Raw genomic sequence first — 21,013 nt, 5'->3', positions numbered from 1 at the left:
TCAATGGTGCGGAAATTCGATGAGCCAGCTGAAACCTGCTGACCTGCAAGACCCGAAAATCGATTCGTTGCTGGGCGATCTTGGCGAACTGATCCGTCAGGCACGGCAAAAAGTGCTGCGTGTGGTCGATACGATTCAGGTTCAGACCTGTTGGCAGATTGGCCGGCATATTGTTGAGTTTGAACAGGACGGCGCCCGGCGAGCGGGGTATGGCCAACGATTATTGGCGACACTGGCGAAAGAGTTGACGGCGCAGTTTGGAAAAGGCTTTGACGCCTCGAACCTTCGTTACATGCGTCTGTTCTATCAAGCATTTCCAATTCGTGACGCACTGCGTCACGAATTGAGCTGGACGCACTATCGCCGGCTACTCAGGGTTGAAAGTGAAAAGGCTCGCCAATGGTATATGGACGAATGCGCCACCCTCAACTGGTCAAGCCGCGTTCTGGATCGCCAGATCAATACGCTCTACTACGAGCGCCTGCTGATGAGTCAAGACAAGGCGGGTGTAACTGAGGAAGCCACGACCAACATCGCAGCGATGAACTGCAATCCCCGAGAGTTCATCCGCGACCCCGTGATTCTCGAGTTTCTAGGCTTGCCGTCTCCGGGCAAGGTTAACGAAACGGGGCTTGAACAAGCGCTCATTGATCACCTGCAGAGCTTCCTGCTTGAACTGGGCAAAGGGTTTTCCTTTGTCGCTCGACAACAACGCATCAGCGCCGGTGGCTCGGATCTGTACATCGATCTGGTGTTTTACAACTACTTGCTCAAATGCTTCGTGATCATTGATCTCAAACGCGGCCAGCTCAGTGCGCGTGATGTCGGACAGATGGACATGTACGTGCGCATGTACGACGAACTCAAGCGCAGTGAAGGCGACAAACCCACTGTCGGGATCATTCTGTGTTCACAGGACAACGAGGCCGTCGCGCGCTACTCAATACTCAAAGGCAGTGAGCAACTGTTTGCCAGCAGCTATAAAACGGTGCTGCCAAGTGTGGAAGAACTGCGAGCGGAGCTGCAAAGAGAGCAAGCATTGATCGAGGAACGCTTGCTCACCGAGTCCACTGAATAAGCCCTGCGGATTGTCCGCTGGATGCACTGAGACTATTGTTGCCAGCTACCCGCGAAGGTCGAGCGCCATGAGTTTTCAGGACACGCCTCCATTGTCAGCTGTGCAGCGCAAGCCGCCATTGGCTGCCGAGCATCAAAGTGAACCCTTCAAGGAAACAGCCGCCGACGGTTTTGTCCTTGGCGGTTTCACCTGGCGTCATGCCCTGCCCGACCTTCAGCGCCCGGTGGTGATCATCAACGCCGCCACGTCCGTGCGCTGTCGCCATTACTCGCGTTTCGCGGCCTATCTGTTCGCCAATGGTTTCGACGTGATCATCTTCGACTACCGTGGCATCGGCGAATCTCGACCCGACTCAATGAAAGGCCTTGAGGCCTCGTGGACAGACTGGGGCGCGCTGGATTTCGAGGCGATGCTCAAACGCGCACAACGGCAATTTCCCGGCCAGCCGATCGATGTGGTCGGCCACAGTTTTGGTGGCTGCGCCGCTGGCCTCGGTGAGTCGGGAAAGGTTATCCGACGGTTGGTCACCGTCGGTGCGCAGTTCGCCTACTGGCGCGATTACGCCCCCGCACAGCGCTGGCGCATGTTCGGCAAATGGCATGTGTTGATGCCACTGCTGACGCTCGTCTGCGGTTACTTCCCGGGCAAACGTCTTGGCTGGCTGGAAGATACGCCGGCCGGTGTAGTGCGCGACTGGAGCACGCCTGCAGCGCGTTACGAACAGCGCCCCAGTGGTCGCGAGTTGATGAAAAAGAGCGGCGCCCTGCCCTTCGCCAACGTCAGCGCACAGACACTGGCGATCAGCATCAGCGACGATCCCTACGGCACCCTTCCCGCCATCGAACGCCTGCTCGACTACCTCAGTAACGCTACAAAAACCCACTTGCGCATCGAACCGCAGGACATCAACGAACAACAAGTCGGACATTTCGCCTTTTTTCGCAGCGCATACCAAGCCACACTATGGCCCATCGCTCTGACCTGGCTGCAAACCGGAGAACTGGCCCCCGATACTCCCGGGCGGCAAGTGCCGCGCAGCTGAGCCCCTCTCAACGCACGACGGAACACATCATGGCCTCCGCCAACAAGCAGCAAAAACGCGCCACCCGGGCCAAAGCCAAGGCCAAGCAGAACCGCACCAAACGCGCCGAAGCGCCGGTCGAGCTGGACCCGAACGATGATCGCATCGACTTCGAATCGGTGGACCTGACCGAGCTGTTCAAGAAAATGATCGACGCCGAGAAGATCAGCCAGCAAGCGCTGTGCACCGCGTTCCTCGAAGACCCGCTGCTGGAACTGGTCTACGAGCAGGAAGGCGAAGAAGGCGCGATGGATTTCATCCTCGCCGCGCTGATCGAGTATCGCCAGTGGTCGCAGGAAACCGACGAGGCCGGCGCGCTGGCGTGGATCGAATCCCCGGCCTTCCAGGCCGACTATGTGGCCGCGTCCGACGCGATCGCCGCACAAACCCAACAGAAGAACTGAGTTCCCATGGCATCCCTGAACAAGCAACAGAAACGCGCCAAACGCGCCAAGGCCAAAGCCAAGCAAATCCGTATGGTCGGCCGCAAGCCGCTGGAGCAGGACGAAGACCTCGACCACCTCGCCGAGCCGATCCCGGAATACACCCTGGCGATGTTCAGCAAAATGCGCGACGCCGAAGCCATCAGCCGCAACGAAATGCTGCTGACCCTGCTGCGTGAACTGGCGTTCGTCATCGTCGACCATCCAGAGCTGCTGGACATGGAAAACGCCGACAACGAAGGCATGGCCGCCACCCACCTGGCCGCCGACATGCTCATCGACTACCGCATGTGGGCCGAAGGCGTAACGATCGAAGAGGCCCAGGCCTGGCTGAGCGAGCCACAGTTCATCACCGATTTCGGGGTTGCGCTGGATGCTTATGGCAAGTCGGTAGAGGCACAGGAAGACAAGAGCGAATAAACCCCGCTCACAAACAAAAACGGCCGCTCGTCATCACTGACAGCGGCCGTTTTGCATTACGCGTAACGGATCAGTTCAACACCACCGCACCACTTTTTTCCAGCTTGCGACGACGTGCTACCAGCAAACCGGCTGCCACCACCATCAGGCTCAGCAGGCCAGTCGCGAGGATCTCCACGCGATGCGCTTCCTGGAACAGCATGATGGTCAGGGCTGCGACGATGAAGATGATCACCGCGTAGGTCAGGCCCGGGAACAGCCACATGCTGAAGACGATTTTCTCGCCGCGCGCCATGCGTTGTTTACGCATACGCAGTTGCGAGAAAGCGATCACCAGGTACACCAGCAGTGCGATCGCGCCGGAACTGGCCAGCAGGAATTCGAACACCGCCGCCGGGGCCACGTAGTTGGCGAAGGTGCACAGGAACGCAGCGCCGGTGGACAGCATTACTGCCCAGTAAGGTGTGCCGCTTTTGTTCACCCGAGTCGACATGGCCGGTGCATCGCCACGCTTGCCGAGGGAGAAGAGCATGCGCGACGAGGTGTACAGCGCCGAGTTCAGGCAGCTGGTCACCGCGACCAGTACCACGATGTCGACGATCATCTTGGCGTTCGGGATGCCCATGCGCTCAAGCACAGTCTGGTAGGAACCGAGATTGGCCAGCGTAGGATCGTTCCACGGCACCAAGGCCACAACGATGAAGATCGACACGAGGTAGAACAGGCCGATCCGCCAGATCACCGAGTTGGTGGCCTTGGAGATTTGCTTGCCCGGGTTCTTCGATTCCGCGGCCGCGATGGTCACGATCTCGGTACCCATGAAGGAGAACATGGTGGTCAGGATCGCACCCAGTACCGCGCCCATGCCGTTGGGCAGGAAGCCGCCGCTGTCGAACAGGTGCGAAACACCGCTGACCTGGCTGTTCGGCAGAAAGCCGAAGATCGCCGCAAGGCCGAGGATGATGAAGCCGATGATTGCCAGCACTTTGATCAGCGCGAACCAGAACTCGAACTCGCCGTAATTCTTTACGCTGAACAGGTTGGTGACGGTCAACAACAGGGTGATGACCAGCGCGAACGCCCAGATACCGACATCAGGGAACCACGCGTGCAGGATGGTTGCGGCGGCATTGGCTTCCAGTGGAATCACCAAGACCCAGAACCACCAGTACAGCCAGCCGATGGTGAAACCGGCCCAGTGCCCGATGGCACGGTCGGCGTACGTCGAGAAGGAGCCAGTGTCCGGCGAGGCAACGGCCATTTCGCCGAGCATGCGCATCACTAAAACCACCAGGGTACCGGCGGCGGCGTAGGCCAGCAGCACGGCAGGGCCGGCGGCGGCGATGGCGTGGCCGGAGCCAACGAACAGACCGGCGCCGATTACACCGGCGATCGACAACATGGTCACATGACGCGGTTTGAGCCCCTGTTCGAGGCCATTGGAGCTTGGGGTACTGCTCATCGAAACTACCTTTGCAAGGAAAGCGATTGCGTCCGGCCCGTCTGGCATTTTCTTTCTCGTAAAAAGAAACCAACGGGGCGTTCCTTATTCTGCACGCAAGTTTTGCGCCAAAATGTTTCAAACTCTTCTGTGCCGCGGCTTTGCGCGCGACCGGACAGTCATCGCAAGTCCTTGGATTTAATGGCAATCCGCCAGAGCGTTACCCTGCGACTCACTTTTCAAACGAAACAGCGCACCAGAAACACACCGAAAAAGTGTGGGATGCACAATAAAAGGGCGATTCAGGAACGTTCGGCCGGATAGCGCTTCCAACACCCCGCCAAAGCTGGCAACATCGCGCCTTTTTTTACGCGACACCCACGGGTTTGCACGATCAAACACCCGTTCGGTTGTTGATGGGGCGACAGTCTGCTGTGCCGATGCGACAACCTGCCACATGCCACCCGTTAACCGCTCGTAGCGCTGTTGGCTGCCATTGAAACGCTATGCTAGCTTGGCCGCCTCGCCAGGACGGCCATCCAACAGCTGGAGCGCAACATATATGAGGAACGCACATGGCTGAGGCCACGCCCGCGCTTGAAATCCGCAACTTGCACAAACGCTACGGACAGCTTGAGGTGCTCAAAGGCATCTCGCTGACCGCCCGCGACGGCGATGTGATCTCGATCCTCGGTTCCTCCGGTTCCGGCAAGTCCACGTTCCTGCGTTGCATCAATCTTCTTGAAAACCCGCACCAGGGCCAGATTCTGGTGGCCGGCGAAGAACTCAAGCTCAAATCCGCCAAAAATGGCGAACTGATTGCCGCCGACGGCAAACAGATCAATCGCCTGCGCTCCGAGATTGGTTTTGTGTTTCAAAACTTTAATCTGTGGCCGCACATGAGCATCCTCGACAACATCATCGAGGCACCGCGCCGCGTGCTCGGCCAGAGCAAGGCCGAAGCGATCGAAGTCGCCGAAGCGCTGCTGGCCAAGGTCGGCATCGCCGACAAGCGCCACGCCTACCCGGCGCAATTGTCCGGTGGCCAGCAACAACGCGCGGCGATTGCCCGCACGCTGGCGATGCAGCCGAAGGTGATCCTGTTCGACGAACCCACCTCGGCGCTTGACCCGGAAATGGTTCAGGAAGTACTTAGTGTCATCCGCGCATTGGCCGAAGAAGGCCGTACCATGCTGCTTGTGACCCACGAAATGGGTTTCGCCCGTCAGGTCTCCAGCGAAGTGGTGTTCCTTCATCAGGGCCTTATAGAAGAGCAAGGATCGCCTCAGCAGGTGTTCGAAAACCCGCTTTCGGCGCGCTGCAAACAATTCATGTCCAGCAACCGCTAACGGAGCAACATGCATGCAGAATTTTAAAAAGGTCTTCCTGGCCGCCGCCGTCACCCTGGCGTTCAGCGCCGGTGCCATGGCCGAAACACTGAAGATGGGCATCGAAGCGGCTTACCCGCCGTTCAACAACAAAGACGCCAGCGGCAACGTGGTCGGCTTCGACAAAGACATCGGCGACGCCCTGTGCGCGAAGATGAAAGTCGAGTGCACCGTGGTCACTTCCGACTGGGACGGCATCATCCCGGCCCTGAACGCGAAGAAGTTCGACTTCCTGATCTCCTCGCTGTCGATCACCGAAGAGCGCAAGGGCGCGGTCGACTTCACCGACCCGTACTACTCGAACAAGCTGCAGTTCATCGCGCCGAAAAACGTCGACTTCAAAACCGACAAGGACTCGCTGAAGGGCAAGTCCATCGGTACCCAGCGTGCCACGCTGGCCGGCACCTGGCTGGAAGACAACTACGGCAGCGATCTCAACGTCAAACTCTATGACACCCAGGAAAACGCCTACCTCGACCTGACGTCCGGTCGCGTCGACGCGATCCTCGCCGACAAGTACGCCAACTACGACTGGCTGAAAAGCGACGCGGGCAAGAACTACGAGTTCAAGGGCGACCCGGTTGTAGAAAGCGACAAGATCGGCATCGCTGTGCGCAAAGGTGACCCGCTGCGTGAGAAATTGAACGCTGCCCTGAAGGAAATCGTCGCCGACGGCACCTACAAGAAGATCAACGACAAGTACTTCCCGTTCAGCATCTATTGATCCTGACCTGTGGGACTGGCGCCGTGATTGAACGGCGCCGGCTCCCGACTTTGCCTGCCGCAATTTGAACAGAAACCCATGATTATCGACCTCTACGGATTCGGCCCGGCCCTCGCTGCCGGTGCGCTGATGACCGTCCAACTGGCTCTCACCGCACTGTGCCTGGGACTGGTGCTCGGCCTGCTCGGCGCCTTGGCCAAGACTTCCCCGTACAAGCCGCTGCAATGGCTTGGCGAAACCTACTCGACCATCGTACGTGGTGTGCCGGAACTGCTTTGGGTTCTGCTGATCTACCTCGGCACCGTCAAGACGATGAATGCCATTGGCGAATACTTTGGCAATCCAGACCTGGCGCTAAGCCCCTTTGTGGCGGGCGTAACCGCACTCGGACTGTGCTTCGGCGCCTATGCCACGGAGGTATTTCGTGGCGCCATCCTGGCCATTCCGAAAGGACACCGTGAGGCCGGTCAGGCCCTGGGCCTGTCGAAATGGCGGATCTTCACCCGGTTGATCATGCCGCAGATGTGGCGCATCGCCCTGCCCGGCCTGGGCAATCTGTTCATGATCCTGATGAAAGACACCGCCTTGGTGTCGGTCATCGGCCTGGAAGAAATCATGCGCAATGCGCAGAACGCCGTGACCTTCGCCAAGCATCCATTCACCTTCTATCTGGTCGCAGCCGTCATGTATCTGGGCCTGACCATATTGGCGATGGCCACCATGCACTTCATGGAAAAACGCGCCGCCCGTGGCTTCGTGAGGACGACGTAATGGAATGGGAAGTCATCTATAAGTGGCTGCCGAAGTTCTTTCAGGGCGCCGTCCTGACACTCGAACTGGTGGGCATCGCCGTTATTCTCGGGTTGTTGCTGGCGATTCCTCTGGGCATCGCGCGCTCCTCCAAACTCTGGTTTGTTCGCGCATTTCCTTACGCTTACATCTTTTTCTTTCGTGGCACTCCGTTGCTCGTACAACTGTTTCTGGTCTACTACGGCCTGGCTCAGTTCGACGCCGTACGCGACAGTTTCATGTGGCCGTATTTGCGAGAACCCTTCTGGTGCGCTGTCGCCACGATGACCCTGCATACTGCTGCCTATATCGCCGAAATCCTGCGTGGCGCCATTCAAGCGATCCCGCCGGGCGAGATCGAAGCCGCGCGTGCACTGGGCATGTCCAAGGCCAAGGCATTGTTCTATATCGTCCTGCCGCGCGCCGCGCGCATCGGCCTGCCGGCCTACAGCAACGAAGTCATCCTGATGTTGAAGGCCAGTTCTCTGGCGAGCACGGTGACCTTGCTCGAACTCACCGGCATTACCCGCACGATCATTGCCCGCAACTACCTCACCGTGGATATGTTCTTCACCGCAGGCGTCATTTACCTGCTGATGTCGTTTGTTCTCGTTCAGGCATTCAAACAGCTGGAGCGATGGTTGCGCGTCGATGCCTGCCAAGGGCGTTGACTCCTCCTGCGTGCTGACGGGCGAGGAGTTACTCGCCCGCTTCACAGCGCTGGATGCTTTTTTGATTGAGCATCAGGTGCTGTGGAAACCTCGTCCGTTCACTCATCTGCAGCTTCCATGGGAAGCGTCCTACCCGAAGTTGGCGTTGTGGCTACGAGAACGGTCGCTGGACGATGCAGAAAACGCACACAACCAACCTGCTGATCTTGCCGAAGCGCCGGAGCCATTTGCTTCATTGGCAGCGATATCGGCTGAGCTGAGCGCTGTCGGTCAGTTGCCGGGGCACGCGCTGGAAGCTGCGGTGCATCGCTTGAATGTCGATGTACCGGGACGCAAGTGGCAGCAGATCGAGGCGTTCGCCAGTCGCTTGTCTTTTGCCTCGCAGCCGACGCATTGGCTGGATTGGTGTTCCGGCAAGGGGCATTTGGGCCGACGGTTGTTGAGTGATGGCCAACAGTTGACCTGCATTGAATACGATCCGGCATTGGTCGCCAGCGGTCAGGCGTTGAGTCAGCGCCATCATTTACACGCGCTGCATGTCGAGCAGGATGTGTTGGCAGCGAATGCTTCAAGTGTATTGAGCGCAGCCCACACACCCGCCGCCCTCCACGCCTGCGGCGATCTGCATGTGCGCTTGATGCAACTGGCCAGTGCTGCCGGCTGCCAGCAAATGGCGATCGCGCCTTGCTGTTACAACCGCATCAGTCGCAGCGAGTATCAGGCATTGTCCTCCGTCGGTTTGCGATCCGCCCTACAGCTCTCGCTCGAAGATCTGGCTCTACCCATGAGCGAAACTGTCACCGCCGGTGCACGGGTCCGACGTCAGCGTGACACCTCCATGGCCCGGCGCTTGGCTTTCGATTTGCTGCAACGGCAAGTACGTGGAATAGACGAATATCTGCCCACCCCGTCCCTGCCCAGCGCCTGGTTGGACAAAACCTTCGCCGATTACTGCCGCGATCTGGCAGCGCTGAAAGAGTTATCCACAATCGGCTCGCCAGAATGGTCGACACTCGAAGCCGCCGGTTGGCAGCGGTTGGCCGAAGTTCGCAACCTCGAATTGCTTCGCGGATTGTTCCGACGACCACTGGAGCTTTGGCTGAATCTGGATCGGGCACTTTTCCTCGTCGAACAGGGATACGTCGTACGCCTCGGCACTTTTTGCGACACCTCGCTCACACCGCGTAATTTACTGCTGCTCGCCGAACGCGCTTAAAACCTTACAGCCTGTGGATAACTCTGTTGATGGATTTGCCGTGGATCCAATATCTGCGCCTGTTTCGTCGCCTTAACAACACTGGTCATTTTTTGTTCACATAAATAAAAAACCTGTAAAACAGGGATTTGCGAACAAAATGAGAATGGGTTCACAAAACCTCGCCTGAGTACGACTTCGTGCCTCTCAGTTGTGCATAAGCTGCCAATCAAAACGACATAACCGCCGAATAATGGGCTCGCCGAGCGAATAATTTCGCCCTCGCGAAAGCCGAAACTCCACTGCCTGTCGTGCAAAACAGTCCTATCGTGCGTAAGGCACGAATGCTGCGTTACGCATTGCGCAGGGCTTAATTTGCCGCGATGCAAAAATAGTCTGAATTCAGGGGTTTACAGGATCTTCCCAATCGCTATAATCGTCGCCCACAACGCCGGTATAGCTCAGTTGGTAGAGCAACTGACTTGTAATCAGTAGGTCCCGGGTTCGACTCCTGGTGCCGGCACCATACAAAACAAAGCCCCTGCAGAAATGCAGGGGCTTTGTTGTTTGTGGGTGTATATATTTTTAGCCGTGTTCCAGCTTCAGTAGAAATAGCGCCTCTCCTCTGCACACGTCGATCTAAACGCCAGACGTCCTTCTCCCACAAAGCACGGCTTTTGCCCAAAACGCCCGAATTTCCGCTTGTAAGCCAAATTATGAACTGGCAATAATTACGGCGTGCCCATAAAAAGGTGTAATTGCATGAGCAGCGTTTCTCAGCTCACTGAACCGGCGAAGTCAATGGCAACGCGGTCTCCCAGTGAAGAGTGCTTGATGCCTCGACGCTTTGCTCCTCCGCGCAGAGAGCGGCATCTGCGTTACGCGCGCGGCCTCACCGGCCTTCATCTGACGTACAGACTCCAGTAAGTCCTGCTGGAATTGCTCCAGTTCATCGACCATCGCTGATCTCCTCGTTTTGTTGCTTAGAAAAGGCTAAGGACATGTCATGACCGACAAAACGCAGCTCTCATTTGATACAGGGAGTTCACAAATGAAAGCCATTGATCCATCCGCAGCCCCCCCCGTCAGCAACACCAGCCACTTCACGCCCACCCTTTCGAAAGGTAGGTGAAGCGAAATGACCAACTACCAAGATCTGAAAACCCTGGGCCTCACCCACTTTTCCTTTCAATCCAATCAAGCGATGTTCCGCACCAACCGTGGTGTACCGGTAATCGCCGCCCTTTCCCACGCCTCACACTTGCTTCACATTTCACGCCTGCTCACTGCGGACACTTCAGTCTCTCGCGCCCCTGATCTTCACGCGTATGCCTCGCAGTATTTGCAGGAATTGAGCAAAGCGTTGATCGATGATGTCGTGAAAGTGATGGATGCACCGCCGGACAAGCCGTTGATGTAAACGCCGGTTTTAGGCCCTCGTTGATGCGAGGGCTTTTGCGTTTCAGACCTGACTGATCTCAAGCACAAACGAAATCTTCTGCTGACTCGCGCTCCACACATAACGCAGATGCTTGCCCTGCTTCGGAATCGATACCGCCGGCGGCCGAAACGCGGCGATGCATTCGTGGCCCGGCAGGCGGACGCTGTTGTAGAGCAGTCCCCACGATTCGATTTCGCGCAGCTGACGGGCGAATACCTGAGACGGCCCATAAGCCTCAGGATCCGGATGGAGCAGCTCGGGGTGATCGTGACGAATATCGTGGAAAGGTTTAACCACCCGATTGACGTAAGTGCGCATGGTCAACTCAAGATCCGCTTCCTGGGTTGCCGCAAGAAATCGCTCCTGGTGATAACAGGTCTCAGCGATGGCAGCAGTCTGGCTGCTCGCAGCGTAGTAAACGCCGAAGGTGCCGTCGCAGAAACGACTGCGTTTGCCAATATGAGTAAACGCAGCCATCACCGGAGTCGAGCCGGGGCCAGAGAGTCGGTCTTCGGGTCGCACTCGGGCAAGTACCCCGGCCTGTTCAATCAGGCGATCATTGGTCAGCGCGTCAATTGCGTAGGCAACTTCCAGATCTTCGGGATCGAGCACGTCTTCAAACAACGCAATCGGCGGGAAGCTGCTGTTGACGATCCGGTAGGCTCGCGGCCATTGCACATCAACCAAATCGGGCGCCTTCAACCGCGTACCCCATCGAGATAGCGACGCACATCGGCGATGTCGATCACTCTCCCCGCCAGCATGTAATCCAATGCAGTTTGCCCGTTGAACGGCGCCGCTGTGTTTGGACTGCTGACCCACGTATAGGCGCGCTCACGGTTATTGCTGAAGATGATGCTCAACGCCTTGTGAATGCCCATCAGGTAGGAGATGCGCTCAAGGGTGTCGTTAGGCAGACGTATGTTCGGCAGGTGTTTGTATTTATAGAAAGTGGTGTTGCCGACGCCGCCCAGCAGCGTGCGTTGCTGCTCGGCGCTGCAACCCCAACGTTCCATGAGGTTGAAGAAGAACTTCAGCGCGACGCGGCCCGCTTCGGGGACGTCGAGTTGTTCGCGTGGGGTGAGGGCCGGAGATGAGGTAGGCATAGACGCCTCCTGATTTTTTGTCTTAGCTGAAGACTAGTACATAACTGTAATTTTTTAGAGTTTTGATACACAAACGAACAATCGTAATGATCAAACGCACAGAAGCCGGAGTTGAGCCGGCTTATGTCTTTCTGCGCTATTTAAACAATTCTGAATGGCTCCCTAAATCCACAAACGTGATCAGGTCTGGGCGTGTGTTCTCGTAAATCATCAGAAAATCGCCACCGATATGACACTCGCGGAATCCAGACCAATCTCCAGTCAGCGCATGATCCAGATATTCAGCCGGTAATTGCTGCCCCAAGAACAACATCGCCATCACATTCCGGACGTCGTTCATGTCTCGCCTTCCGGCACGGTTAAAACGATCCCAAGACTTCTTGAATTCAGAAGTCTGTGCACACTGTTTAGGCCGATCAGCGCGTTTTTGCGTTTTCTCCGGTTTCGCCATCAGCAGTCCTCAGCATGTCCTCTATCGAGTCGAAACGCTGACGGATTTCTCGTGCTTCCATCATCGCGCGGGCCGTTTTCTCTGATGGAATTCGCACCTCGAAGGGAAGCCCTTGAGTGGCAACAACCTGTCGCAGAAAAAGTCGCATGGCGTCGCTAATGCTCAGCCCGCAAGCGTTTAAGACTTCAGTGGCACGCGCTTTCAAATCCTCATCAATGCGGCAGCGCACATCGGTAGTTTTCAGTAGTGCAGCCATTTCAATTACCTCATCGTGATTTTGTAGCTACATCAGCGCTACCTCTGCATTGTGGTCGGAGGGATCTTCGTCGGTCAACGCGAAGTTGATAGGTGGTTGTCTACCGCCATGGCTTGCATGCCAGACATCCATTTCAACTCCTTTGACAGGTAGGCGCTATCAGCTAAATCGGTACTTTGCCTGAGACGTATCTGCGCATGACGCAGGCATAAACCTCGGAAGATGTAAGCTGTTTCTCTTCGAAAAAAATCTCCCCACGCACCAAAACCACGCACTTTTTTTGACCTTCATCACCCCCACGTCACCAAAAACCCCGATCCTGTGTCAGCCTCCAGCCATCGGCGAGGACATCAATTCGCTACTAAACCCGCGACAACTATGCTCAGGTACAGGAATATAGCCAGCATATGGCGCCTGACCGGCAGTCTCGTAAACAACAATACCCAGCCCACTTTAGAGGGCATTACCCATGGATAGCAGAACCTTACGCAACCTCATGCGCATCGTGCAGACCGGCTCGTTGTCGGCCGCAGCCGAGCATTCGTGCCTGACTGTGCAGGCCTTGGCCGCGCAGTTGAACAAGGTCGAAGAGCAGTTCGGTTTCCGCTTGTTTCGACGTTCCAACAAAGGCCTGACGCTGACGCCGCAAGGCACTGAGCTGACGCCTTATATGGACAAAGTGCTGATTGCCACGCGACAGATGGAAGAGAAGGTCGAGGCGCTGAAGGTGCCCGGCCAGCGCACGTTGAAGGTGGCGTTGAACAACACTTTGGCGGCTGACTTCAACCGCCGAATGATCGGACGCCTGATCGAGGTGTTTCCCGATTATCAGATGGAATTCAGCTACGCCGAGTCGATGGAAAATCTCAGCAAGCTGAAGAACGAAGACTTCGACCTTGCGGTGCTGATCGGCCCGCAGCGGCCGGGCTTGCCGAGTATCGTCCTGCCGGATGTACAGGTGCAGGTGGTTGGCGCCCATTGTGGTCAGGAGAATGATCCTCTGACCTTGCTGGGCAACAAGTTTCAGGTACGTCCTGCGGAAGATTGTCCGTATTCCCACAGCTTTTTGCGTTTTCTCGACGCCGGGCTAGGCAATCACGAGAACGGCCAGCGCATGGTCTATTCATGCAGTGAAACGTTGACGCTGTCGTTGATCACGCAGATGGACGCGGTGGGCATGGTTTCGCGTGAAGCTGCGCAGAAGAACGGCCTGACGATTTTCCCCGGTTTCGAGGATTTTCTCGAAGTGCGCCTGGCGGTGAACAATCCGGAGTTGTCCAGCCAGGCCTTGAGTGACGTCGTCGATCTACCGCTACATGAACGAGCCGAGCGCAATGTACGCAGCCGTCCCAACCGCCACACTGAGAAAGAGGTTTTTGCTGAAATACGCACATAACAACGTCGGAATTGCGGCATAGAATTCCGGGCGATCGAGCTGTATGTGCTGATCCTTGATCAATAAGGGTGTCAGGCTGATCGCAGCGACGATCGCCACCGGCAAGTATTCCAGCGCCCGCGCGATAAACGGCGGCCAGTGCTCGGTATTCACTTGCAGTGGCAGTGCGCGTGGCAGGAAAGTCACGGCCATCATCAGCGCGACCACCAGAATCAGGAACGTTTGGTCAGGCATACACCCACTCCGCAGCCCACAAACGTGGCGATAAACACATTGAACGGAGAGCTGCCGACCAGACTCAGCGCGCCCATGCACACCACGGCAGCAGCGGCGGCGATGAGTTTGTTGCGCGTGTTGCACAGCGACACCAGTACGTAGAGCATCATCGCCGTCAGAGCGTAGTCGAGCTGGTATTTGATCAGGTGCGCCGCGTACTGCGCGCACACCGCGCCGAGCAAGCCGCCGAGTACCCATGAGGTGTGGCAGAACAGGTTGAAGCCAATTAGGTAGCGCACATTGACCGGCGCACCCGTGCCGAGTTTAACGCTGTGGAAAGCGAAGGATTCATCCGTCAGGCCACCGGCATAAGCCCAGCGCTCCATCCGGCTCAAACCGAGAGCGCGCAGGGCCTTGGCCATGTAAACCGACATCAGCATGTGCCGCGCGTTGATCAGAAACGTGGTCAGCACAATGGTGGTCAGCGAGGCACCGCTGGAGATCAGCGCCAGCGCGGCGAATTGCGAAGCGCCGGCATACACGAACAAGCACATCGCCACTGGCAGCCACATCGGCAAGCCTGCGTTGACGGCCATCAGCCCGAACACGAATGACACCGTGAAGTAGCCAGCGACCACCGGGCTGGCTTCGGCAAACGTGCGCGACGGCTGATGGTTGACCATCAACGGCGCACTGCCGGACGTTTCATTCATAGATCCCTCTCAAATGTCCGTTCGCCATGAGGCTCGCAAAAACCCTGGGCGGTCCAAAAACGCTTGCCCGCGAGGTTAGCATCGTCAACGAACAGAAACATCCGCAACACACCGACCCGTTTCATATCGGAAGACGCTGCTTCAACCAGACGCTGACCGACGCCCTGGCTGCGATAGCGCGGGCTGACCGCCAGATGATTGATCGTGCCGCGACTGCCGAGCATGCCACCGAGTACCGCGCCGACGATTTCGCCGCCGACGTCGAAGGCGAGATAGGCCGTGGTGGTTTTCTGGATCAGCACGCCGCGCAGGCACTTGGCATCCTGCCACTCACAGAAGGACACTTCGTCGAACTGGCGGAAGAAGCGCTCCATGCGCTGCGCATCCTTGGCCGTGGCGCGTCGCAGCACCACCGGCGTCGAGCACTCGACGCCGTCGATTGGGGTGATCTGATTAGCGAACAATGTCGAAAGCGGTCCCGGGCCGCGAGAAGGAAATCGCCAGAATCTGCCGGTACGCCATCGCATGGGTGTGCGGGTTGCGGGCCGGGGTCACGTAGTGGCGCATATCGCGATCAAGGAAGTACGTGGTGTCGAGAATTTCCTGGTACGTGGTCGACGCCAGTTGATGCTCGTGGATGTCGTACAAACGACTCTCCGCGCCCTCGACATTGTTGCGACCCCAGAAGTGCACACCGCTGAACGGATAGCCGTCGCAGTGAATGCCTTCGGGGGTGATTTCCAGTTGCTTGCCGGGTTTGATCTCGATGCGGATCTGATGGATCTGGCACTGCCAGATTTCATCGTGCAGCTCTTCCGGCAGTACGCTTTTGTACACTTCGAAATCGGTGTCGATCAGGCTGCGCATCACCGGTGAAGTAATCACTTCATCGGAGAAGTCCTGAAAGTGCCGTACCAGGCCGCCAACATAGGCGTTGTTCTCTTTCGACTGCACGTAGGCGCGATGCTCGAGTTGCTTGAGCTCGCGGGTTTTCGGGTTGTACTCAAAGTCGCTGTAACGACGGTAACGCATGCCGGCTTCGGCCTGACCGTAGTAACTGTCAGGCTCCATGTTTTCCCAACTTTTGGTCAGTCTGACGAAGTCGGCAAAATGACCGTAGAGATTGAAGTCACCACCCTGGACGTTGACATATTTGTCGCGCCGTAGCGATTCGCCCACTTCTCTGTTCAAAACGATCATTACCAAATTCTCCGCTGCGTTGAGCGGCCTAATCTATTAGGTGGAGAATTTGCGTCCATGAGAAAGAATTTCAGGCATTTAAAGCCCTGTTTGAAACGGCATTTGCAATGACTCAAAAACAACTTTTACATGACAAAAACACGGGTTTTTTCTGGTTTTCATCGAAAAACCGTCGAAAAAAAACCCCGAACCAGTCGGGGTTTTTCTCATGTTTCTTACACTGGATCAGGCATCAGAAGATGTTGATCGGGTAGTCCACGAATACACGCAGTTCGTTGCCGCTGACGTTGTACTCGCTGGATTTCTGCGAAACACGCAGGATCGAGCTGCGCAGTTTCACGCTGAGGTCTTTGGCCGGGCCGCTTTGCACGACGTATTTGAACTGGTTGAAGATCTCGCGCTCGGTGCCGCCTTCGCTGGTGGAGGTGGTGATGTTGTCGCCACGCACATAAGCGAAGTTGTAGCTCAGACCCGGTACGCCGAAAGCGCCGAAGTCGAGGCCGTAGCCCAACTGCCAGCTGCGTTCGTCTTCAGCGTTGAAGTCGGACCAGTAGGAGTTGGCCAGGTAGATGGTGTTGCCGCCATCGCCGACACGCTGCTGATCTTTCTGGTAGCCGCCGTAGGCGTAGCCCAGGTTGCTGTCGCCAGTGGAGCGCTGGTGCGCCACGGTGAACGAGTGCGGGCCGGTGGCGAAGGTGGCTGCCAGGCTCCAGATCTTGTTGTCCTGACCGGTGACGATGCTTTTGCCAGGCACGGTGTTTTCGCGCACGTAGGAGCTGTCCAGCTTGGTGCGATAGCCGTTGAAGTCCAGGGTCAGCGACTGATCCTTGTTGAACGGCAACACGTAGTTGGCGTTCACGTATTGTTTCTTCAATACGTCTTCAACGTCGGAAGCGTACAGCGCACCTTTGAAGTTCTCGGTGAACTGGTAGCTACCGCCCAACACGTTGATCGACTTCAGACCACCGCTGTCACGGCCTTCATCGCTCTTGCGCGATTCAGCGGTGAAACGACCGGCGTTCAGTTCCAGGCCTTTGATCTCTTTGGAAGTGATCAGGGTACCGGTGTAGCTTTCCGGCAGCAGGCGGGAGTTGTCGTAGTTCAGCACCGGCAGGGCCGGCATCTGGTCGCCGTAGGTCAGCACAGTATTGGAGAAGCGGAACTTCACCGCGGCACCGCCCTTGGCTATGTCATGGTTCGCGCGACCGTCATTTTCCTGCTTGAAGAAATCGATACCACCGGCGCCGCTGCGACCCTTGCCGCCATCCAGACGCAGTGCGTACAGACCGAAAGCGTCGACACCGACACCCACGGTGCCCTGGGTGAAGCCGGACGAGAACGTACCGATGGCCGCTTGGCCCCACTCGGCCTTGTCGTCGTTACCGTTTTTGTAATCACGATTGATGTAGGCATTGCGCAGCAGCACTTTGAGGCTGCTGTCTTCAACAAAACCCTTGGACTCGCCCTGGTCGTTAGCCATGGCCTGAGTGGCGCTCAACATCCCCAATGCGATCAGACTGATTCGCTTGTTCAACATTTTGTTTTCCTTATTACGGGTTGAAACGCGCTGTGTCGAACGGCGGAAACGGCGCTTTTGCACTCTTTTATTCACCCCGAAACAAAAAGACCCGCCCACGACATGTCATGGCGGGCCTGCTCCTTATTTTGAGTCATGGCGGTTGGCCACAGGCGTTGGGCCGAATCGTAGCCGTGCCCTGAACAATGTGTCAATTTCAAGAATCGTCTTTAAATAGGTAAAAATCGTCTAAGAAACGTAAATTTTGCGCTGACTCCTTGCTGGGAAATGCATGAAGCCAGTGAATCCAGTGCGTATCAGGCGCAACCATCGATAGAACAAAATGCAGAAGCTTTACCGGTTTCATCGAGGACGATTGCCTGTTGCAACCAATCGGCAAATGCCTGCGGCTTGCCCAGCCAAGGGCTGATGTCGATCAACTGGAACGTGCCATTCTGCTCCAGAGCAATCGTAGGAAAACCCTGGCCGCCCAATTGAGCCAAAAACTGGCGACTGGCTTTTATCTGCCCTTCGCTATCAACGGACTCAAACGCAACGTGGAAATCTTCCTGCGCATAGCCCATCTGCGTCGCCAATTCCAACAGCACGGCTGAATCGGCAATGCGTCGCCCTTCCACATAGTGCGCGGTCTGCAGCCGTCCCAGCATACGCAGACCGCCGGCGTCGATGGCCTCGGCCGCCATGACCGCAGCAATCGGTGGCGTCGAATCGAACACCGCCGAGTGATCTCGCAGCAAACCCTCGAAATACGCTTCGCCAAAAGGCTGGCTGGTGTACTCGGCAATGCGTCGATCGTGGGGCATGACGTAATTGCGCAGTTGAGGAGAAACACGTTGGCGATTGGCACCACTCATCATTCCTCCGGCATGGGCAATCACTGGCAGCACCTGTTGCGCGGCTTCAACCAGCGGCTTGGCGCCATAACACCAGCCACACAACGGGTCGTAGATGTAATGAAGAATCATGGGGAAAACTCCGGCAAAAGTGAGAGAAATCGATGGCGGCAGATTAGTCCCCGCACTCATGCGGAAAAACGCTGGAATGGCTTTCAGTCTGTTTCATGAATCGGTCGAATTGGCCGACCGGTCAGATTGTGTCGAGATGGACACAAATTGAAACAATCAGACAAGGGAACTTATAAGGAATAATTAACGGAAGCAAATGCAAAGCATTACCATTCGCGCGATCGAATTCTTCCACCCTTTCGGATGCGCTGTTCAATGCCTGCCCCGTTCCGTCTCACGCCCGTCACCCTTGGGCTTTCTGCTTTTCTGTCCAGCGGTTTTGCCTACTCCGCGACCGAGTTACCCGCCACCGCGATCAGCGCCGAAGCGCAAGCCGATGACCCACGGGTAAAGCTCAGCAGCACCGCGACCCGCACCTCGACACCCGTGCGCTATGTGCCGCAGGCGATCGATTCGATCAAGACCTCGAACGTCGCCAACTACGGCACCAATGATATTGCTGACGCCTTGAGCGGCATGCCCAACGTCAGCAGCAGCGCCGACACCCGCTTCGACAGCCTGCGCATTCGGGGTTTCGATGCCAGCAACGACTTCTATCTGGACGGTATCCGCGACGACAGCCAATACAAGCGCGACCTGCACAACATCGAACGCGTCGAAGTACTCAAAGGCCCGGCCGCCGTGCTGTACGGCCGCGGCAGTCAGGGCGGGATCGTCAACCGCGTGAGCAAAATGCCCGAGTTCGGTCGCCGCTCGACCATCGAAGCCCAGGCTGGCAGCGAAGATTTGCGCAGTCTTTACGCCGACCTCAGCAGCGACCCGAGCGAAAACATCAGCCTGCGCCTGAACATGGGCAACATGGATGAAAACAGCTTCCGCGACGGTGTCAGTGGCAATCGCCAATTGTTCGCTCCGTCGATGAGCTGGCAACTGACGCCGGACCTGAACTGGTTGGTGCAATACGAATACAGCCGCTACAACCGCACCCCGGATCGCGGCATCCCCGGCGTCAACGGACGCCCGGCCGATGTCGGTCGCGACACGACCTACGGCAACGATCACGATTTCATCGACGACAAGGCGCAATCGCTGCGCTCGAAACTCACTTATGAAATCAATGACAACTGGCAACTGCGCCAGACCCTCGGCGTGTTCAAGCTCGACAGTGATTTCGACAACACGTATCTCACCGGTTACACCCCGGCGACCAACAAGGTCACGCGCCAGCACTGGCAGCAGGATCTGACCACCCGCAACGTCTACAACAACGTTGAACTGGAAGGCGGATTCGATACGTTCGGCCTTGAGCATCGCCTGTTGACCGGAATCGAGATCGGCAGCCAGCGCCGCGATCCGACGTTGTACAACGCCGCCACTGGCAGGACGCCGGGAGCGCAACCGGTGCCGTCGCTCGACCTGTACAACCCGAACCGTGATCTGCGCCACACCGGCAGCATGCAGGTCTCCAGCAGCAGCCACACTGAAGTCGAAAGCCGTGCGGTATATGTACAAGATCAACTGCGCTTGAACGACCAATGGCAAGTGCTCGCCGGTCTGCGTTACGACACTTTCGATATCGAGTCGACCAACAAGCTGCGCAACATCTCCGAAGATCGCGACAGCCACAGCACCAGCCCGCGTGTCGGCCTGGTCTGGACGCCGCTACAAAACCATTCGTTCTACGCCTCGTGGTCGAAGACGTTTTCGCCGGTGGGCGGTGGCTTGATCGGCATCACTCCGGGTGCGGCCGGCAACACCAACGACCTCAGTCCCGAGCTGACCAAGCAGAAAGAAATCGGCGTGAAAAGCGACTGGCTCGATGACCGCTTGAGCACCACGCTGGCGATCTACGATCTGGAACTCTACAACCGCCGCACCACTGATCCAAACGATCCGACTCTGACCGTAATGTCCGGTCTGCAGCGCTCGCGCGGGATAGAATTGACGGCCACCGGCAATCTCGTCGGCAACTGGTACATGCGCGGTGGCGTCGGTCTGCAGGATGCGAAGATCGAGAAGGACAACAACGGCCTGGAAGGCAAACGCATCAACAACGTTGCCAAGCATAACGGCAGCCTGTTCCTGACCTGGAAACCGGAAATGGGCTGGTACGGCGAAACCGGCCTGACCCTGGTTGGCCAACGCTATGCCGATAACGCCAACACCACCGTGTTGCCGGGTTACGGCCGCTGGGATGCCCTGGTCGGTTACCGCTTCAAGGATTGGGATTTACGCGCGGCGCTGAACAACATCACCGATCGTGAGTACTACGCGTCCGCGACCAGCCAGTATCAAATCCAACCGGGTGCGCCACGTAGCGTCGTAATGACAGGCACCTATTCCTTCTGATTCAACGCAAAACCTGTAGGAGTGAGCCTGCTCGCGATAGCGGTGTGTCAGTGAATGTTGATGGCGACTGACACATCGCTATCGCGAGCAGGCTCACTCCTACAATAATTTTGTGTCGTGCATAAAAAAGCGCCACCATCCCGGCAGCGCTTT

General features: G+C 57.0%; 23 protein-coding genes, 1 tRNA gene and 1 pseudogene. 13 read left to right on the top strand and 12 right to left on the bottom strand.

Going from position 1 to position 21,013, the window contains the following annotated elements; genetic code table 11:
- Positions 1-19: 19 nt before the first annotated feature.
- The 4 genes from H8F23_RS19145 to H8F23_RS19130 all read left to right on the top strand — a co-directional run bounded on the left by H8F23_RS19145 (position 20) and on the right by H8F23_RS19130 (position 3,022).
- The gene (locus tag H8F23_RS19145; protein WP_194935455.1) at positions 20-1,078 is read left to right on the top strand and encodes a PDDEXK nuclease domain-containing protein; all 1,059 of its coding nucleotides are present in this window, start codon (positions 20-22) and stop codon (positions 1,076-1,078) included.
- Positions 1,079-1,145: 67 nt separating this feature from the next.
- Positions 1,146-2,120 carry an alpha/beta hydrolase family protein gene (locus H8F23_RS19140; RefSeq protein WP_194935428.1) on the top strand — a complete coding sequence of 325 codons (975 nt, stop codon included), beginning with the start codon at positions 1,146-1,148 and terminating at the stop codon, positions 2,118-2,120.
- A 29-nt stretch (positions 2,121-2,149) separates the two neighbouring features.
- Entirely contained in the window at positions 2,150-2,563 is a 414-nt protein-coding gene (locus H8F23_RS19135; protein WP_008080543.1) for a hypothetical protein, read from the top strand.
- Positions 2,564-2,569: 6 nt separating this feature from the next.
- A complete protein-coding gene (locus H8F23_RS19130) occupies positions 2,570-3,022 on the top strand; it encodes a hypothetical protein (RefSeq protein WP_064117023.1) in 453 nt (150 codons plus the stop codon).
- Between the two features lie 70 nt (positions 3,023-3,092).
- On the opposite strand, the gene gabP is transcribed toward H8F23_RS19130, so the two are convergent.
- Positions 3,093-4,484, bottom strand: coding sequence for a GABA permease (gene gabP / locus H8F23_RS19125; protein ID WP_194935427.1), 1,392 nt, complete (start codon positions 4,482-4,484; stop codon positions 3,093-3,095).
- Between the two features lie 554 nt (positions 4,485-5,038).
- Between gabP and H8F23_RS19120 the strand changes: the two genes are divergently transcribed.
- The 6 genes from H8F23_RS19120 (at position 5,039) to H8F23_RS19095 (ending at position 9,756) form a co-directional block, all read left to right on the top strand.
- Positions 5,039-5,812: an ABC transporter ATP-binding protein gene (locus H8F23_RS19120; RefSeq protein WP_093430016.1), complete on the top strand. Its 774-nt coding sequence runs from the start codon at positions 5,039-5,041 to the stop codon at positions 5,810-5,812.
- A 13-nt stretch (positions 5,813-5,825) separates the two neighbouring features.
- On the top strand, positions 5,826-6,575 hold the full coding sequence (locus H8F23_RS19115) for an ABC transporter substrate-binding protein (protein WP_194935426.1): 750 nt from the start codon (positions 5,826-5,828) through the stop codon (positions 6,573-6,575).
- Positions 6,576-6,653: 78 nt separating this feature from the next.
- Positions 6,654-7,346 (top strand): ABC transporter permease, encoded by a 693-nt coding sequence (locus tag H8F23_RS19110; protein WP_095047149.1) that lies wholly within the window; start codon positions 6,654-6,656, stop codon positions 7,344-7,346.
- Positions 7,346-8,035 (top strand): ABC transporter permease, encoded by a 690-nt coding sequence (locus H8F23_RS19105; RefSeq protein ID WP_099757735.1) that lies wholly within the window; start codon positions 7,346-7,348, stop codon positions 8,033-8,035. The genes H8F23_RS19110 and H8F23_RS19105 overlap by 1 nt, the downstream gene beginning before the upstream one ends.
- On the top strand, positions 8,016-9,251 hold the full coding sequence (locus tag H8F23_RS19100; RefSeq protein WP_194935425.1) for a methyltransferase: 1,236 nt from the start codon (positions 8,016-8,018) through the stop codon (positions 9,249-9,251). The genes H8F23_RS19105 and H8F23_RS19100 overlap by 20 nt, the downstream gene beginning before the upstream one ends.
- Before the next feature lie 429 nt (positions 9,252-9,680).
- Positions 9,681-9,756 (top strand) — tRNA-Thr (locus H8F23_RS19095).
- A 296-nt stretch (positions 9,757-10,052) separates the two neighbouring features.
- On the opposite strand, the pseudogene H8F23_RS28925 reads toward H8F23_RS19095, so the two are convergent.
- Positions 10,053-10,190, bottom strand: a pseudogene (locus tag H8F23_RS28925) (helix-turn-helix domain-containing protein); the annotation flags it as partial.
- A gap of 178 nt (positions 10,191-10,368) precedes the next feature.
- Between H8F23_RS28925 and H8F23_RS19090 the strand changes: the two are divergent.
- Positions 10,369-10,650 (top strand): DUF3077 domain-containing protein, encoded by a 282-nt coding sequence (locus tag H8F23_RS19090; RefSeq protein WP_194935424.1) that lies wholly within the window; start codon positions 10,369-10,371, stop codon positions 10,648-10,650.
- Between the two features lie 42 nt (positions 10,651-10,692).
- Here the strand turns inward: H8F23_RS19090 and H8F23_RS19085 are convergent, their stop codons facing one another.
- The 4 genes from H8F23_RS19085 to H8F23_RS19070 all read right to left on the bottom strand — a co-directional run bounded on the left by H8F23_RS19085 (position 10,693) and on the right by H8F23_RS19070 (position 12,484).
- Positions 10,693-11,373 (bottom strand): RES family NAD+ phosphorylase, encoded by a 681-nt coding sequence (locus H8F23_RS19085; RefSeq protein ID WP_194935423.1) that lies wholly within the window; start codon positions 11,371-11,373, stop codon positions 10,693-10,695.
- Positions 11,370-11,777, bottom strand: coding sequence for an MbcA/ParS/Xre antitoxin family protein (locus tag H8F23_RS19080; protein WP_186620726.1), 408 nt, complete (start codon positions 11,775-11,777; stop codon positions 11,370-11,372). Before H8F23_RS19080 ends, H8F23_RS19085 begins: the two co-directional genes overlap by 4 nt.
- Positions 11,778-11,913: 136 nt before the next feature.
- Positions 11,914-12,228 (bottom strand): type II toxin-antitoxin system YafQ family toxin, encoded by a 315-nt coding sequence (locus H8F23_RS19075; protein WP_100846571.1) that lies wholly within the window; start codon positions 12,226-12,228, stop codon positions 11,914-11,916.
- Entirely contained in the window at positions 12,194-12,484 is a 291-nt protein-coding gene (locus tag H8F23_RS19070) for a type II toxin-antitoxin system RelB/DinJ family antitoxin (protein ID WP_194935422.1), read from the bottom strand. The genes H8F23_RS19075 and H8F23_RS19070 overlap by 35 nt, the downstream gene beginning before the upstream one ends.
- Before the next feature lie 469 nt (positions 12,485-12,953).
- Here H8F23_RS19070 and H8F23_RS19065 point away from each other — a divergent pair, with 469 nt between their 5' ends.
- Positions 12,954-13,880, top strand: a complete 927-nt coding sequence (locus H8F23_RS19065) for a LysR family transcriptional regulator (RefSeq protein WP_194935421.1) — start codon at positions 12,954-12,956, stop codon at positions 13,878-13,880.
- Here H8F23_RS19065 and H8F23_RS19060 read toward each other — a convergent pair.
- The 6 genes from H8F23_RS19060 to H8F23_RS19035 all read right to left on the bottom strand — a co-directional run bounded on the left by H8F23_RS19060 (position 13,797) and on the right by H8F23_RS19035 (position 18,511).
- The gene (locus H8F23_RS19060) at positions 13,797-14,114 is read right to left on the bottom strand and encodes an AzlD domain-containing protein (protein ID WP_007909127.1); all 318 of its coding nucleotides are present in this window, start codon (positions 14,112-14,114) and stop codon (positions 13,797-13,799) included. The two genes, H8F23_RS19065 and H8F23_RS19060, sit on opposite strands and share 84 nt — an antisense overlap.
- Positions 14,093-14,809: an AzlC family ABC transporter permease gene (locus H8F23_RS19055; RefSeq protein WP_194935420.1), complete on the bottom strand. Its 717-nt coding sequence runs from the start codon at positions 14,807-14,809 to the stop codon at positions 14,093-14,095. The genes H8F23_RS19060 and H8F23_RS19055 overlap by 22 nt, the downstream gene beginning before the upstream one ends.
- On the bottom strand, positions 14,806-15,183 hold the full coding sequence (locus H8F23_RS19050; protein WP_194935454.1) for a GNAT family N-acetyltransferase: 378 nt from the start codon (positions 15,181-15,183) through the stop codon (positions 14,806-14,808). The genes H8F23_RS19055 and H8F23_RS19050 overlap by 4 nt, the downstream gene beginning before the upstream one ends.
- Before the next feature lie 79 nt (positions 15,184-15,262).
- Complete coding sequence (locus H8F23_RS19045; protein WP_007909122.1) at positions 15,263-16,009, bottom strand: 2OG-Fe dioxygenase family protein; 747 nt, start codon at positions 16,007-16,009, stop codon at positions 15,263-15,265.
- 232 nt (positions 16,010-16,241) lie between these two features.
- Positions 16,242-17,546, bottom strand: coding sequence for an OprD family porin (locus tag H8F23_RS19040; protein WP_194935419.1), 1,305 nt, complete (start codon positions 17,544-17,546; stop codon positions 16,242-16,244).
- 296 nt (positions 17,547-17,842) lie between these two features.
- Positions 17,843-18,511, bottom strand: coding sequence for a DsbA family protein (locus tag H8F23_RS19035; protein ID WP_194935418.1), 669 nt, complete (start codon positions 18,509-18,511; stop codon positions 17,843-17,845).
- Positions 18,512-18,766: 255 nt separating this feature from the next.
- Between H8F23_RS19035 and H8F23_RS19030 the strand changes: the two genes are divergently transcribed.
- Positions 18,767-20,860 carry a TonB-dependent receptor gene (locus tag H8F23_RS19030; RefSeq protein WP_194935417.1) on the top strand — a complete coding sequence of 698 codons (2,094 nt, stop codon included), beginning with the start codon at positions 18,767-18,769 and terminating at the stop codon, positions 20,858-20,860.
- Positions 20,861-21,013 lie beyond the last annotated feature (153 nt).

This window comes from Pseudomonas neuropathica (genome assembly GCF_015461835.1).
Taxonomy (GTDB): domain Bacteria; phylum Pseudomonadota; class Gammaproteobacteria; order Pseudomonadales; family Pseudomonadaceae; genus Aquipseudomonas; species Aquipseudomonas neuropathica.
This window is presented reverse-complemented; position numbering and strand designations above follow the sequence as displayed.

What these genes read in the sequence shown, in the direction of transcription:
- H8F23_RS19145 (WP_194935455.1), top strand. Translation starts at nt 20, where the DNA reads ATGAGCCAGCTGAAACCTGCTGACCTGCAAGACCCGAAAATCGATTCG.
- H8F23_RS19140 (WP_194935428.1), top strand. Translation starts at nt 1,146, where the DNA reads ATGAGTTTTCAGGACACGCCTCCATTGTCAGCTGTGCAGCGCAAGCCG.
- H8F23_RS19135 (WP_008080543.1), top strand. Translation starts at nt 2,150, where the DNA reads ATGGCCTCCGCCAACAAGCAGCAAAAACGCGCCACCCGGGCCAAAGCC.
- H8F23_RS19130 (WP_064117023.1), top strand. Translation starts at nt 2,570, where the DNA reads ATGGCATCCCTGAACAAGCAACAGAAACGCGCCAAACGCGCCAAGGCC.
- gabP (WP_194935427.1), bottom strand. Translation starts at nt 4,484, where the DNA reads ATGAGCAGTACCCCAAGCTCCAATGGCCTCGAACAGGGGCTCAAACCG.
- H8F23_RS19120 (WP_093430016.1), top strand. Translation starts at nt 5,039, where the DNA reads ATGGCTGAGGCCACGCCCGCGCTTGAAATCCGCAACTTGCACAAACGC.
- H8F23_RS19115 (WP_194935426.1), top strand. Translation starts at nt 5,826, where the DNA reads ATGCAGAATTTTAAAAAGGTCTTCCTGGCCGCCGCCGTCACCCTGGCG.
- H8F23_RS19110 (WP_095047149.1), top strand. Translation starts at nt 6,654, where the DNA reads ATGATTATCGACCTCTACGGATTCGGCCCGGCCCTCGCTGCCGGTGCG.
- H8F23_RS19105 (WP_099757735.1), top strand. Translation starts at nt 7,346, where the DNA reads ATGGAATGGGAAGTCATCTATAAGTGGCTGCCGAAGTTCTTTCAGGGC.
- H8F23_RS19100 (WP_194935425.1), top strand. Translation starts at nt 8,016, where the DNA reads ATGCCTGCCAAGGGCGTTGACTCCTCCTGCGTGCTGACGGGCGAGGAG.
- H8F23_RS19090 (WP_194935424.1), top strand. Translation starts at nt 10,369, where the DNA reads ATGACCAACTACCAAGATCTGAAAACCCTGGGCCTCACCCACTTTTCC.
- H8F23_RS19080 (WP_186620726.1), bottom strand. Translation starts at nt 11,777, where the DNA reads ATGCCTACCTCATCTCCGGCCCTCACCCCACGCGAACAACTCGACGTC.
- H8F23_RS19075 (WP_100846571.1), bottom strand. Translation starts at nt 12,228, where the DNA reads ATGGCGAAACCGGAGAAAACGCAAAAACGCGCTGATCGGCCTAAACAG.
- H8F23_RS19070 (WP_194935422.1), bottom strand. Translation starts at nt 12,484, where the DNA reads ATGGCTGCACTACTGAAAACTACCGATGTGCGCTGCCGCATTGATGAG.
- H8F23_RS19065 (WP_194935421.1), top strand. Translation starts at nt 12,954, where the DNA reads ATGGATAGCAGAACCTTACGCAACCTCATGCGCATCGTGCAGACCGGC.
- H8F23_RS19060 (WP_007909127.1), bottom strand. Translation starts at nt 14,114, where the DNA reads ATGCCTGACCAAACGTTCCTGATTCTGGTGGTCGCGCTGATGATGGCC.
- H8F23_RS19055 (WP_194935420.1), bottom strand. Translation starts at nt 14,809, where the DNA reads ATGAATGAAACGTCCGGCAGTGCGCCGTTGATGGTCAACCATCAGCCG.
- H8F23_RS19050 (WP_194935454.1), bottom strand. Translation starts at nt 15,183, where the DNA reads ATGGAGCGCTTCTTCCGCCAGTTCGACGAAGTGTCCTTCTGTGAGTGG.
- H8F23_RS19045 (WP_007909122.1), bottom strand. Translation starts at nt 16,009, where the DNA reads ATGATCGTTTTGAACAGAGAAGTGGGCGAATCGCTACGGCGCGACAAA.
- H8F23_RS19040 (WP_194935419.1), bottom strand. Translation starts at nt 17,546, where the DNA reads ATGTTGAACAAGCGAATCAGTCTGATCGCATTGGGGATGTTGAGCGCC.
- H8F23_RS19035 (WP_194935418.1), bottom strand. Translation starts at nt 18,511, where the DNA reads ATGATTCTTCATTACATCTACGACCCGTTGTGTGGCTGGTGTTATGGC.
- H8F23_RS19030 (WP_194935417.1), top strand. Translation starts at nt 18,767, where the DNA reads ATGCCTGCCCCGTTCCGTCTCACGCCCGTCACCCTTGGGCTTTCTGCT.